Consider the following 13824-nt stretch of genomic DNA (forward strand, 5'->3'; position numbering starts at 1 on the left):
TCCGGATACCACACGCCGACTCGGTCGGACCAAGGCCATGCCTACGCCATCGATCAGCGCCGACAACCCGGCCAGCGCGGACGCCTCCCCGGCGGAACGGATCGCGGGTGTCCTGCGTGGGCTGCTGCCCGAGGGCGCGGAACTGGCCGTCTGCTGGCGCGACTGGGCGCTGGGCAACGCCAGCGGTGCCACGCCGGGCGCCTCCGGCGCGTTGCGGCGGCGCGCCGAGCATGCCCTTGCCGAAGCCGTGGTCGAACACGACGGTCCCGAATCGCGCGCCTATGCGTGGGACAACGCCGACGGCAATGCGCGGGTCGCGCTGGCGCTGGCGCTGCCGGCGCCGCTGGCGGAGGCCGAGGAGGCGTCCTGGGTCGTGCTGGCGCGCACGCTGCTGGTGACCTCGCTGGACGCCTCGCGGGCGCAGGCGCGCGTGGTGTCGCTGGAGAAGTCCAAGCGCCTGCAGCAGGCCCTGTACGAAATCGCCGACCTGGCCGGCGCCGACCTCGAGATGCCGGAGATGCTCCGCCGCATCCATGCGGTCGTGAACTCGCTGATGTACGCGGAGAACTGCTACATCGTGCTGTACGACGACCAGCGCCGCAGCGTCCGTTTCCTCTACTTCGCGGACCAGCGCGACCCCTACATCGCCGAGCCCGAGCGCGAGTTCGGCGAAGAGGAGATGGTCAACAGCATGACCTTCGCGCTGCTTCGCCACGGGCAGCCGCTGCGCGGACCGTCGGCGGTGATCCGGCAGAAGCTCGGCGTGGTGCGCGATCCCTCGCACGGTCCGGACAGCCTGGACTGGCTGGGCGTGCCGATGCGCCGGGACGACCATGTCTGCGGCGCGATCGTGGTGCAGAGCTACGACGCACCCGCGAGCTATGCCGACGAAGACCGTGCGCTGCTGGGCTACGTGGCGCAGCACATCCTCACCGCGCTCGACCGCAAGCATGCCCATGTCGAGCTCGAGCACCGCGTGGCGGTGCGTACCCACGAGCTGCAGCGCGCCAACCGCGAGCTGCAGGCCGAGATCATGGAGCGCAAGCGCGCCGAGAAGCTGCAGCGCGCGCTGTTCCGCATCACCGACCTGGCCATCACCTCGGAGAGCCTGGAGCGGTTCTACGCCGACGTGCACACCGTGGTCGACGAACTGATCAATGCGCGCAATTTCTATATCGCGCTGGTGTCGGACGACGGCAAGGACCTCAACTTCCCGTACACCATCGACGAGCGCGATCCGATGCGGAAGACGCGACGAATGACCAACGGCCTGACGGAATACGTCATCGATACCGGGCGTCCGTTGCTCGCCGACCGCGAGGTGATCGGCCAGCTGGCAGGCGCCGGCAAGGTGCTGCAGCACGGGCCGCCGGCCTTCAGCTGGCTGGGCGTGCCGCTGTTCCGCGGCGAAGACGTGGTCGGCGCCGTGGTCGTGCAGAGCTACTCCGAGGAGGTGAAGTTCACCGCGCACGACCAGAACCTGCTGACCTTTGTCGCCCACCACATCGGCAACGGCCTGGACCGCCAGCGGGCGCAGGAGCGCCTGCGCAGCGCGCATGCCGAACTGGAACGCCGCGTCGACGAGCGCACGCGTGAACTTGCCGAGGCGAACCACCAGTTGCGCTCGCAGATCGGCGAGCGCCTCCGCGTCGAACAGCAGCTGACCCATCAGGCCACGCACGATGCGCTGACCGGTCTGCCGAATCGCCCGCATCTGCTCGATCGCCTGTCCGCCGCCATCGAGCGGGCGCGGCATGGCGACGGCCAGGCGTTCGCGGTGCTGTTCCTCGACCTGGACCGGTTCAAGCTGGTGAACGACAGCATGGGCCACGCCGCCGGCGACGAACTGCTGGTGGAAGTGGCGCGCCGCATCACCATGAGCGTGCGCGACGACGATGTCGTCTCGCGCTTGGGCGGCGACGAATTCGCGCTGCTGGTCGAGTACGCCGAAGGCGTGGAGAACGTCCGCGAATTCGCGCAGCGTCTGCTGGCCGTGCTGGGACTGCCGATGTGGGTGGCGGGGCGCGAACTGTTCCCGTCCGCCAGTCTCGGCATCGCGGTGTGGCATCCGCGCTACCGCAACGGCGAGGAACTGCTGCGCGATGCCGATGCGGCGATGTACCGCGCCAAGGAGCAGGGGCGCGACCGCTGCGCCATGTTCGACGAAGCGATGCGCGAAGCCGCCGTGCAGAGCCTGGACCTCGAAGCCGATCTGCGCCGGGCGATCAACCACCGCGATTTCCTGCCGTTCTACCAGCCTATCCGGCGCATGGACGACGGTCGCGTGATCGGCCACGAAGCCCTGCTGCGGTGGCAGCACGAGCGGCGTGGCTTGCTGCTGCCGGCGGAGTTCATCGGGCTGGGCGAGCACAGCGGCCTGATCGAACAGGTCGACTGGCTGCTGTACGAACAGGTGGTGCGGCAGATCGCGCGCGGCGTCGAGGGCTACATCTCGGTCAACGTCTCGCCGCGGCATTTCCGCTCGCCCGATTTCGGCGATCGCCTGCTGGCGATGTTCGAGGCGCAGGGCGCCGATCCGTCGCGCCTGCGGCTTGAAATCACCGAGGTCGCGCTGCTCGACGATGCGCCGCGCACGCTGCGCATCCTCCGGACGTTGCGCCAGCACGGCATCCTCGCGCAGCTGGACGACTTCGGTACGGGCTTCTCCGCGTTGTCCTACCTGCACCGGTTCCCGATCTCGGCACTGAAGATCGACCGCAGCTTCGTCTCGGGCCTGGGCAACGAGGCGCGCCCGGAAAGCCTGGCACTGGTGCGCGCCATCCTGGCACTGGCCAGCACGCTGGGCATCGAGACGATCGCCGAGGGCGTCGAAACCGAGGAGCAGCGCCAGGCGCTGATCGAACTGGGCTGCCACCTCGGCCAGGGCTACCTGCTGGGGCGGCCCGCCGCGCAGATGGAAACGGTGGTGGTCGACGCCGCTTGAGCGTGCGCCCAGCCTGTGGCGCTAGCGGATGTCGATGGACTGCCCGTCATAAGCCTGCAACTGTCCCGACCTCGTGGTCTCACCGGTGCCTGGAACGGTTCGCCAGTTGAGCCAGAAGTCGCCACCGCAGATCCGTCGGAATTTCACGCTGATGGTTTCGCCAGCGGGAACATCGACCTGTTCCACTGACGAGAGAGTCAGTGCGGCGGCGCCATCGTAGACAGGCTTGCCGAAGTCTTCCGGTAGTGGCGCCGGAAGCGTCCGGCCCGCGTCGAAACTCTTCAGCTGCACGGTGACGGCGTGCGGTCGGTGATTGACGACTACGATGCGGATCCCGCAGCTCATCGCGAACGACGAAGAGGGGACGAGCAGCGCGACAAGCACGACGAGCTTTCGCATTGTCATGGTGTCAGGGCCCTTGCTAAGAAAGAGAGCGAGGCGGGGCCCATGTCTGGACCCCGCCGCCTCCGCTTCACTCGCCGGCAATGGCGGGCGCGTCGCCGTCTACCGCCACCAACCGGTGCGCCTGTTCGATCATGCCGACGAACTCCGCCTTCAGGCCGTACGGATCGCGCCCCGTTGCGGCACGCGCGGTGTGTGCGACGTCGTTCCAGGTCCAGCCATCGATGCGCTTGCCCCCACGCAGCAGGTCCGCATACGCCGCCACCGCACTGGCGAAACGGAAGGCATCGCTGGGTTGCGTGGTCAGCGACGTCCGGGCGATCGGCGTCTCGATCAGGCGGCTGGTGTCCTGCCCCGGCAGCTTGTAGCGCAGGCGCACGCGCGCGACTTCCGTTGTCGCCGCATCGGCCGCCACCTGCTTGCCGCCGTAGCGCAGCGCGGGCAGGCGATCCGCGCCGCTGCCGACCGGCGTGATCTCGTACAGCGCGGTGACTTCGTGGCCTGCGCCGATATCGCCGGCGTCGACCTTGTCGTTGGCGAAGTCCTCGTTGGCCAGCACACGGTTCTCGTAGCCGATCAGGCGGTATTCGGACACCACGGCCGGATTGAACTCCACCTGGATCTTCACGTCGCGGGCGATGGTCAACAGCGTGGACTGCATCTCGTCCACCAGCACCTTGCGGCCTTCTTGCAGCGTGTCGATGTAGGCATGGTTGCCATCACCGACATCGGCCAGCTTCTCGGCCAGCGCGTCGTTGTAGTTCCCGGTGCCGAAGCCGAGCGTGGTCAGCGCGATGCCCGATGCGCGCTGGTCGGCGACCAGGGTCTCCAGTGCATCCGGGCTGACCGTGCCGACATTGAAATCGCCGTCGGTCGCCAGGATCACGCGGTTCACGCCGTCCTTGACGAAGGCCTGCTGCGCCATTGCGTAGGCCAGGCGGATGCCGTCGCCGCCGTTGGTGCTGCCGCCGGCCTGCAAGCGGTCGAGAGCGGCGAGGATCTCGTCGTGCCGGTTGCCGGGCGTCGGTGGCAGGACCAGGCCTGCAGAGCCGGCGTAGACGACGATGCTGACGCGGTCCTGGGCTCGCAGTTGCGGAACCAGCTGGGCGAAGGACTGCTTCAGCAGCGGCAGCTTGTCCGGCGATTCCATCGAGCCGGAGGTGTCGAGCAGGAACACCAGGTTGGACGGCGGCAGTGTCGCTTTCGGTACGTCGTAGCCCTTGATGCCGACCATCAGCAGCTGGCGCTTCGCGTTCCATGGCGCAGGCGCGAGTTCGGTGGTCACCGCGAATGGGCGGCTGCGATCGGCCGGTCCGGCGTGGCCATGACGGAAGTAGTTGATGAACTCCTCCGCGCGCACGGCGTCGGCCGGCGGCCGTTGGCCTTCGCGCAGCATGCGGCGCACGTTGCTGTAGCCGCCGGTGTCCACGTCGACGGAAAACGTCGAGACCGGCTCGTCCAGCGTGCGGCGAATCGGATTGTCGTCGCGGTCGGCGTACTTCTCGGTGTTCGCCGGACTCGCCTGCGGGACCATGGCCACGCTGGCGATGCGGTATTCCTGCCTCATCACCGGCGCGGGCGGTGGCGGCGGCGATGCGGGCGCGTAGGCATGGCCCGTGGCCATCGCGGCTTTGGCCTGGTCGCCGCGCAGCCGGGCGCCGGTGACGGTCACGCGATCGAGCCTCGCCTGTTCGCGATGCGCGACGGGTGCGGCTTCGCTGGCGGCATACGCATCTGCCGCCGCGGTGGCCGCGTCGGCGTCGGGGGACGACTGGGCGGTGGGACTGGATTGGCAGGCCGCAAGCAGCGCGGCGGTCAGCAGGGTGACGGTCAGGCGGTGCGACATGGCGCGACTCCGTGTGTGTGGGACAGGGAGTCGAACGCGCGGGGTCGGAAAACGGGGTTGGACGGAAGGTCGCTGTTTTTTCGCCTGGTCTCCGCGATGCGCCTGGGAGTGTCAGTCGATGGCGCCGACATCCATGCCGTCATAGGCATCCAGGCCGTGCTCATCGGCGAAGCGGTACAGCGCCCGGTTGCGCTCGTCGAGGCTGTCCGGCGTATGGACCTCGGTCTTTTCGACATGCAGCCACCACAGGTCCGGGTCCTTGCGGTTGTCCTTGTCTTCCAGATACAGCGCGATCACCCGATAGCCCTGTTCCTGCAGCAAGGGGACCACCGCCTCCAGCGGCGCGCGCGTACGGTGGGTGAAGAAGTATCCCCACACCAGGGGCTTCCTCAAGTCCCACGGCGTTTCCCTGGCCATGTTGTCGAACATCTCGACCAGTTGTTCGCGGGTGATCATGGGGGGGCTCCTGATGTCGGGGGCGGCGCATCTGCCGCGTATTGAAATGGATGTCGCTGACGAGGATCCGCCGATGTGCCGCGGCTATTCCGCGCGCAGCTTCAGGTGGCCATCGCCGACCTGCGCATCGATACACTCGCCGGGTCGTACCTGCGCCACCGAGCGCACCAGCGTGCCGTCTTCTTTCGTCACCAATGCGTAGCCTCGGGCGACGGTCGCCAGCGGGCTGACGGCTTCCAGCGAGCGGGCGAGGGCGCGCAGGCGCAGGGCGTCGCGTTGCAGGGTGCGGGCGACGGCGGCCTGGGGGCGGGGGGCAAGGGCGAGCAGGCGGGCGCGCAGCTGTTCCAGCCGACGCTGCGGCGCATGCGCGCGCAGAACGGCGTCGGCATGGCGGAGTGCGGCCAGGCGGCGCGCCTGCCGGTCGCGCCACAGTGCGTGCAGGCGTCGCGCAGCGTCTTCCCGGCGGCGCCGGAACAGTTCCAGTCGCGCCTGCGGGCGCAGTGCGTTCAGGCGCAAAGCGGCGCGGTCGGCGCGTTGCATGGCGTTGCGCAGGCGGTGCGCCTGGGTGGTGGCGAGGCGCCGTTGAAGAACGCGCAATCGTGTCAGCAGGTCGCGTCGATCCGGCACCAGCAGTTCGGCGGCGACGGAGGGCGTGGGTGCCCGCAGGTCGGCGGCGAAGTCGGCGAGTGTGAAGTCGGTTTCGTGGCCGATCGCGGACACGACGGGAACAGGCGAGGAGGCGATGGCGCGCGCCAGGCGCTCGTCGTTGAAGGCCCAGAGATCCTCCAGCGAGCCGCCACCTCGGGCGACCAGCAGCACGTCGTAGCGACCGCTGCGCGCCGCGCGCTGCAGCATGTCGACGATCTGTGCGGCCGCCGCCTCGCCCTGCACCTGCACGGGCAGTACATCGACCTCCAGCAGGGGGAAGCGTCGCTGCAGGACGCTCAGCACGTCGCGCACTGCCGCACCGGTCGGCGAAGTCAGCACCGCGAGGCGCTGCACGTGGGCGGGCAGGGGGCGCTTGCGCGCGTCGTCGAACAGACCCTCTGCGGTAAGCCGGGCCTTCAGTTCCTCGAATGCGCGCCGCAGTGCGCCTTCGCCAGCTTCCTCCAGGCTGTCGATCACCAACTGGTAATCGCCGCGCGCTTCGTACAGGGTCAGTCGTCCGCGCGCTAGCACGCGCAGGCCTTCGCGCGGCGCGAACTTCAGCCATTGGCTCTTGGGCTTGAACATCGCGCAGCGCACCTGCGCGCGCGCGTCCTTCAGCGTGAAATACAGGTGCCCCGAGGCAGGACGGGTGACATTGCCCAGCTCGCCCTCCACCCACACCAGCGGGAACGCGCCTTCCAGCAGGTCGCGCGCCAGCGTGTTCAGTTGGGTAGGCGTCAGGATGTCGCGGGCGGTGTCGGTCATGGCGCAAGGATAAACGGTGGAGACGATCGGCGCCGCGAAGGCGCCTGCGTCAGCCGGTCGCAGCCAGGCGGGCGGATTCCATGGTGCAATGTCGCCTTCCCGTAAACGGACATCCCGCAATGCCTGTTGCCTCTGCTGGCGCCACCGCATGCCGAATCCTTCTTGCGTTGCTAGCGATGGCATCGTTGGGCGCGTGCACGCCGCCGGAGCGCGGGACGGATCAGGGGGCGCCCGCCGCCGCATCACCGGTCGTCGAGGCATGGACGCTGCCGACGCCACCGGGTGCGGCGCAGCCGGATCTCGTCGCAGCGCCGGACGGTACGTTGCTGCTGAGCTGGCTGCAGCCTGCAGGTGAGGATGCACTGCGGTTCCGGATGAGCCAGTGGAAGGGCGGCGCCGGCTCCGCTGCGTGGACGCCGTCGGCCACCATCGCCGAGGGCGCTGACTTCTTCCGCAACTGGGCGGACACGCCGCATGTGTTCGCGCTGGAGGACGGGTCGTGGTGGGCGCACTGGCTGCGCAGCACCGGGCCGTCGCGGATGGACTACGGCATCGATCTGGTGCGCTCCGATGACGGTGGTACGACATGGACATCGCCGCAGCTGGTGCATCCCGCCGGTACGCCCGGCGACCACGGCTTCGTGACCTTCTGGCCGCAGGCGCGCGATCAACTGGGTATCGCCTGGCTCGACAGCCGGCAGAAGGCCGCCGCCGGGCACACCGGCCATGACGCGGGCGGGCACGATCACGCCGGCGGTGCCGCGATGATGCTGCGCGCCGCGGCGTACGACACCCAGGCAAAGCAGACGGGCGAGTGGCCGCTGGATGTGTCCACCTGCGACTGCTGCTCTACCTCGTCGGCGGTCACCGATCGTGGCGTGGTGGTGGTCTACCGGGGACGCAGTGCGGGCGAGATCCGCGATACGCGCATTGTGCGCTTCGATGGCGAGCGGTGGACGACGCCGCGTGACGTGCATGCCGATGGCTGGCAGATAGCGGGTTGCCCGGTCAACGGTCCGATGGTCGTCGCCGATGGCGCCACCGTCTGGGTCGCCTGGTACACGGAAGCGGGCGGCATGCCGGAACTGCGTGCGGCACGCTCCGATGATGCCGGCGATACGTTCGGCGCGCCGGTGACGCTGGCGAAGGGCGCGCAGGTGCTCGGTCGCCTGGGGCTGGCGCTGGCCGGTGATCGCCTGCTGACCAGTTGGCTGGAACAGACACCGGACGAGCGCCAGACGCTGGTGCTCGGCCGCTACGATGCGGCGTGGAAACAAGGGCAGCGCGTCGAAGTTGCGACGCTGTCGTCGCGAGGACGCGCCAGCGGGATTCCGCGGATGCAGTGGCAAGGCGATGCCGCCTGGCTGGCGTGGGTGGATGTGGACGGCGAAGCGCCGCGCATCCTCGGTGCGCGCGTGCAGTTCCCGCGATGAGGTAGGGTGCGACACTCCGTCGCGCCTGATCATCCCGGCTCCACCGCTTAGAATCGCCGTGTGATCCGTTCGTCCGCCTTCCTGCGACCGATGCTGCAGCTCGCCTTGCTGGCGGTGCTGCTGATGGCGTTCGCGCCGTCGGTCACGCGCTGGGTCGCGAGTGTCGGCACGCAGGTGATGGCGGGCTGGACCGAGTTGTGCACCAACGATGGTATCAAGTGGGTCGATACCCGCATCGAATCGCCTGTCGAAAAGAAGTCGCCGGCGCCCGCAGGCATGCCGATGGGGGTGGACTGCGCCTACTGTGTGCTGGCAGCGGCGCTGCCATTGCTGTTGCTCAGCATCGCCTTGTTGTTCCCGCGCGTTGCCGGTGGCGTCGTCGCGCGCGTCGTCCCGCTTCCACTCGCAAGACGCCTGCGTCTGCGTGGCCTCGGCGGACAAGGACCGCCGATCCTGCTCTGAACCACAAGACCCCCGACTGACCATGCGGCCCGCGCGCCGCGTCCTTGTGCTTTGGAGTTTCCATGTTCTCTGTTTTCCGGACGACGCTGCCTGCGTCGCGCCTGTCCGTGGCTGTCGCCGCGGTCCTTTCGTTCCCCGTTCCTGCTCTTGCCGCCGAATCCGTCGTGCTGCCCGATGGTTCCCGCGCCACTCAGCTCGATACCATCGAAGTCAAAGGCCATAAGGCCGGCCTGGATCAGGCGGCGGGCACCGGCACGCGCCTGACGCTCAGTGTGATGGAGACGCCGGCCTCTATCACCGTCATCGACCGTGTCACCCTCGATACACGCGGCGTGCGCACCACTCAGGAAGCGCTGGCCGGCATCCCGGGGCTGACCGTTGCGTCGCCGCCGGGCAACGGCAACACAGTGACGTACCGCGGCTTCTCCGGCAGCCAGATCACCCAGCTGTTCAACGGCATCGATGTGCAGTACGCCAGCATCGCGGCACGTCCCGTGGATGCGTGGCAGTACGAGCGGGTTGAGGCCATCGGCGGACCGTCCAGCTTTCTCTACGGCGCCGGCGCGGTCGGTGGCACCATCAACTACGTGACCCGGCTCGCGCGGCTGGAACGCGACGAAGCCGCTGTGCAGGCGTCGTGGGGTTCGTTCCGCGACGGCACGCTCGCCATGGGCGCCAACCTGCGCATCGGCGGCGATGCGCGCCAGGCCGTTCGCATGGATGCGAGCGCACGCGATGCCGACAGCTGGGTCGATGGACAGCGGCGCGAGGCGACCACGCTGGCAGCGTCCTGGCTGGTCCAGGTGGCGCCCACGCTGCGCCACACGGTAGCCGTCGAACATCAGCAGGAAGACAGCCATCGCCCGTACTGGGGTACGCCCGTGCGGCAGCCGGCGACCGGTCGCCTCTTGGTGCTGCCGCAGACCGTCGGCCGCAACTACAACGTTGCCGACGGCTACTACGGGCAGGACGTGCGCTGGGCGCGCTCGCTGCTGGAATGGACGCCGGGCGAGCGCGATACCGTGCGCAACACGATCTACCACTACGACGCGCTGCGCGACTACCGCAATGTCGAGAGCTACCGCCTGACCGCGGGCAACGACGGCGTCGTCCGCTCGGGCGCACTGTTGCAGCGCCACGACCAGCAGGTCTACGGCAATCGCCTCGAATGGGCGCGCACCGGCACGGTATTCGGTCTTCCGTCGCAATGGAACACTGGTCTGGACGTCAGCTACAACCGCCAGACACGCTTTCCGCTGTCGCTGTCGGCGACCATCGACACCGTGCCGCTGGACGCGATTACACCAGGACGTTTCCTGGATGTCCCCGGCGCGGCCCTTGTCCACACGCCGGACCGCACCAACCGCCTGCACACGCAGGCGCTGTTCGTAGAGAACCTGACCGAACTGACCCCGTCGCTGTCGCTGCTGACCGGCCTGCGGCGCGACCGCATCGTGCTGGACGTGGTGAACCATCGCGCGGTGTCGCCGACCAATCCTGCCCGGTTCGAACGCGACTACACGCCGATAACCGGACGCGTCGCGCTGAACTGGATCATCACCCCGCAGGCGAGTCTCTACGCGCAGTACAGCACCGCGGCCGATCCGCCCGCCGGCATCCTCAGTACGGCGAACTTCGCCACGCTGCGTGATTTCGATCTCACGACCGGTCGACAGGGCGAGGTCGGCGCGAAGGTCCAGTCGGAGGACGGGCGCAGCTTCGCCACGCTGGCGGCCTACCGCATCGTCCGCCGCCATCTCGCCATCACCGATCCCGCCCATCCCGGCCAGACGCTGCCGGTCGGCCGGCAATCGTCGCGCGGTGTCGAAGCCGCCTTCGGCTGGCGTCCGCTCGCCGCGGTGAGCGTGCAGGGCAATCTTGCCTGGGTCGATGCCACGCTGGACGAGTTCTACGAGAGCATCGGTGGCGTATCGGTGTCGCGGGCGGGCAACCGGCCCATCAACACGCCGTCGCGCGTGGGCAATCTGTGGGTGGATTACACCTTCGGTCCACGCTGGTCGGCAGGCATCGACCTGCGCGGCGTGTCGTCGCGCCATGCCGACGCCGCGAACACGCTGTCCACGGCGGGCTACGCCACCTGGGGGGCGCATGTCGACCTTCGCTGGACGGACGCCACGACGTTGACGCTGCGCGGCCGCAATCTGGGCGACCGGACCCACGCGATCTATGCGCTGGGCAGCACGATGGTCTATCTGGGCGATCCACGCAGCTGGGAGGTGGTGCTGCGCAAGGCGTTCTGATGCGGTTGCGCACGGCGGCGATGCGGATTTCGGTAAGGTAGCGGCCGGACAACCGGAGGACTCCCGCCATGCGCGGTCTCGACTTCAGTTCGTGGCAGGGCCTGTTGACCACGTTGGCGGGACTGGCGCTGATCACGCTGATCGGCGTCGGCATCCGCCTGCTGGTGATGCAGACGGTGCAGGAGCGGCGGGCGCGCGAGAACCGCCAGATCAACGAGCGCCTGCGCACGCTGATCGCCGCCTACAAGACGCTGGGCGGCTCGTTCACCGGCGATCTCGACGTCGATCCCACCCATCTGCGCGAACTGCGCCAACGGGCGCGCGAGGGCGGTCTCGACACCGGCGATGACGGCAGCGACCGTTCGCGGCGCATCCGCGATGCGGTCGAAGCCGCGTTGTCGGACATCATCCTGCTGGGCACAGACGACCAGGTGAAACTGGCGGCGCAGGCGGCGACCGACCTGGCTGCCGGGCGTCCCATCCACACGCATGCGCTGGTGGTATCGCTGCGCGATTTCATCCGCAGCGTGCTGGACCTGGAGCCGATCCCCGCAGGACTCGATATTCCCCGCCAGGGTCCGGCACGGCCGGTCGCGGCAAAAGGGAAGGGCGAGGGCGGCGGCAAGGGCGAAGGCCGCGGCGACGGCGCGCGCGGAGGCGGTGCAGGGGGGATGGGTGCGGGCATGGGGGCCGGCACAGGTCTCGGCATGGGGGCCGGCATGGCGATGGATCCCGACCGCGATTCCCCGCGCTGACGGCTATTCGTCGATCCAGCGGCGCTCCGGGCCGGGGCGCTTGGCCAGCTTGCGCTGCAGCGAGCGCCGGTGCATGCCGAGCAGGCGCGCGGCGGCGGAGATATTGCCTTCGGTCTCGGCCAGTGCCTGCTGGATGTGTTCCCACTCCAGCCGGCTCAGCGGCGTCATGGTGTCGTCCGTGGCGCTGGCGTCTTCGCCCGTGGCCGGGGCTTCCAGTCCCAGCGCACGCAGGATGGTCGGGACGGTCGCCGGCTTCGGCAGGTAGTCGTCTGCGCCACGCTTGATCGATTCCACCGCGGTCGCCACGCTGGCGTAACCGGTGACCAGCAGGATCTGCATGTCGGCGCGCAGCGCACGCAGCGGCTCGATCAGGCTCAGCCCGGAGTCGGCGCCCAGTTTCAGGTCGACCAGAGCGAAATCGGGCCGGTACTCCCGCGCCCGTGCCAGCGCACTGGCGGCGTCCAGTGCGATCTCGGTCTGGATGCCCTTGCGCGCCAGGCTGCGCTGCAGCGTGCGCGCGTACAGTTCGTCGTCGTCGACCAGCAGGCCTTTCATCGGTTGCCTCGTGTCATGGGGTTTCGTCGTGGTGCGCCACCGGCAGGCGGAATTGCACCTGTACGCCTTTCGGCGGCACGGCGCGCATGGTCATGCGCCCGCCCAGCCGCTCGATGGTGGCGTGCGACAGGGCCAGGCCCACGCCCATGCCCTCGGGCTTGCTGGTGCGGAACAGCTGTTCGGACTGGAACGGCAGCGCTTCGTGGAAGCCGTTGCCGTAGTCGCGCACGGTGCCGACGAGCTCATCGCCTTCGCAGCGCAGGTCCAGGTCCACGCGCTGTGAGCCGGCCTGGCGGCTGGCATCGGCGGCGTTGTTCAGCAGTGCCTGCAGCAGGTGGCCGGTGGAGGCGTCGGTCGCCAGCCACGCCGGCAGCGTGCCGCTGCGCTGCAGCTCCACGGTCGGGCGGATCAACCGCCAGCGCTGCACCACGTCGTCCAGGTCCACGCGCTGGTTCACGCCGAGGTCGGCGGATGCAGCGAGCGCGCGCACGCGGTCGCGGCACAGGTCGATCAGCTGGCGCATCGTGGCCGCGTCCTCGCGGATATCGGGCTCGGCGGCATGCTCGCGGATGTCTTCGGTCAGCAGTGTCATCGTCGCCAGCGGCGTATTCAGTTCGTGCGCGACCGCGGCGGCATGGGTGGCCAGCGCGACAATGCCCTCGTTGCGGGCGAAGCGCTCGCGCAGGCGTGCCAGTTCCTGTTCGCGCAGGCGCAACGCGGCGACCAGGCGGGTGGAGAAGTACAGCACCACCGCGGCCGACAGCACGAAGTTCACCGCCATGCCCCACAGGTGCACGTTGAAGCCGTCGCCATGCAGGTGCGGCAATGGGCGGCCGAACACGGCGGTCAGCACGTAACCCACCAGGCAGGCCACGCCGGTGGCGATCACCCAGCGCAGCGGCAGCGCCAGCGACGACACCGCGATCAGCAGCAGGAACATCGAGCTGAACGGATTGCCGATGCCGCCGCTCCAGGCCACCAGCCAGGACAGCACCGCCACGTCGACCAGCATGTGGGCGAAGGCCTCGGCGGCCCGTTCCTCGCCCGGGCGGCGGCTGCGCCAGGTGGCGTAGACGTTGAACAGGGCCAAGGCCCCGATGCCCGCCCACAGCGGCCAGCGGGGCAGGTCGATGCCGAGCGGACCCAGCGCCACCAGCACCGTCACCGCCTGGCCGACGATCGCCACCCAGCGCAGGTTGCACAGCGTGCGCAGGAACGACGGCGACAGGGTCAGCAGGGTATTCGGCATGTCCACATGCTAGTGCAAGCGTGCCTGTCGGGCCTGCGGCATGGCGTC

General features: G+C 69.0%; 11 protein-coding genes. 5 read left to right on the top strand and 6 right to left on the bottom strand.

Going from position 1 to position 13824, the window contains the following annotated elements:
- Nucleotides 1–37: 37 nt before the first annotated feature.
- Nucleotides 38–2944, top strand: coding sequence for a putative bifunctional diguanylate cyclase/phosphodiesterase (locus tag AC1Q5B_RS10620; protein ID WP_492631629.1), 2907 nt, complete (start codon nt 38–40; stop codon nt 2942–2944).
- A 21-nt stretch (nt 2945–2965) separates the two neighbouring features.
- On the opposite strand, the gene AC1Q5B_RS10625 is transcribed toward AC1Q5B_RS10620, so the two are convergent.
- From AC1Q5B_RS10625 to xseA, 4 genes are all read right to left on the bottom strand, one after another.
- Nucleotides 2966–3343, bottom strand: coding sequence for a hypothetical protein (locus AC1Q5B_RS10625; protein WP_492631630.1), 378 nt, complete (start codon nt 3341–3343; stop codon nt 2966–2968).
- A 73-nt stretch (nt 3344–3416) separates the two neighbouring features.
- A complete protein-coding gene (locus AC1Q5B_RS10630) occupies nt 3417–5192 on the bottom strand; it encodes a vWA domain-containing protein (RefSeq protein ID WP_492631631.1) in 1776 nt (591 codons plus the stop codon).
- 111 nt (nt 5193–5303) lie between these two features.
- Nucleotides 5304–5648, bottom strand: a complete 345-nt coding sequence (locus AC1Q5B_RS10635) for a ribonuclease E inhibitor RraB (protein WP_492631632.1) — start codon at nt 5646–5648, stop codon at nt 5304–5306.
- Nucleotides 5649–5732: 84 nt separating this feature from the next.
- Nucleotides 5733–7061 carry an exodeoxyribonuclease VII large subunit gene (gene xseA / locus AC1Q5B_RS10640; protein WP_492631633.1) on the bottom strand — a complete coding sequence of 443 codons (1329 nt, stop codon included), beginning with the start codon at nt 7059–7061 and terminating at the stop codon, nt 5733–5735.
- A gap of 176 nt (nt 7062–7237) precedes the next feature.
- Here xseA and AC1Q5B_RS10645 point away from each other — a divergent pair, with 176 nt between their 5' ends.
- The 4 genes from AC1Q5B_RS10645 to AC1Q5B_RS10660 all read left to right on the top strand — a co-directional run bounded on the left by AC1Q5B_RS10645 (nt 7238) and on the right by AC1Q5B_RS10660 (nt 11972).
- Nucleotides 7238–8494, top strand: coding sequence for a hypothetical protein (locus AC1Q5B_RS10645; protein ID WP_492631634.1), 1257 nt, complete (start codon nt 7238–7240; stop codon nt 8492–8494).
- 60 nt (nt 8495–8554) lie between these two features.
- Nucleotides 8555–8956, top strand: a complete 402-nt coding sequence (locus tag AC1Q5B_RS10650) for a DUF2946 family protein (protein WP_492631635.1) — start codon at nt 8555–8557, stop codon at nt 8954–8956.
- A gap of 62 nt (nt 8957–9018) precedes the next feature.
- Nucleotides 9019–11217, top strand: a complete 2199-nt coding sequence (locus tag AC1Q5B_RS10655) for a TonB-dependent receptor (protein ID WP_492631636.1) — start codon at nt 9019–9021, stop codon at nt 11215–11217.
- 68 nt (nt 11218–11285) lie between these two features.
- The gene (locus tag AC1Q5B_RS10660; protein ID WP_492631637.1) at nt 11286–11972 is read left to right on the top strand and encodes a hypothetical protein; all 687 of its coding nucleotides are present in this window, start codon (nt 11286–11288) and stop codon (nt 11970–11972) included.
- A 3-nt stretch (nt 11973–11975) separates the two neighbouring features.
- Here AC1Q5B_RS10660 and AC1Q5B_RS10665 read toward each other — a convergent pair whose 3' ends face one another.
- Nucleotides 11976–12527, bottom strand: a complete 552-nt coding sequence (locus tag AC1Q5B_RS10665) for a response regulator transcription factor (protein ID WP_492631638.1) — start codon at nt 12525–12527, stop codon at nt 11976–11978.
- Nucleotides 12528–12540: 13 nt separating this feature from the next.
- Nucleotides 12541–13776 (bottom strand): ATP-binding protein, encoded by a 1236-nt coding sequence (locus tag AC1Q5B_RS10670; protein ID WP_492631639.1) that lies wholly within the window; start codon nt 13774–13776, stop codon nt 12541–12543.
- Nucleotides 13777–13824: the final 48 nt, after the last annotated feature.

It is taken from the genome of Pseudoxanthomonas sp. GW835-FHT14C01 (assembly GCF_058793715.1).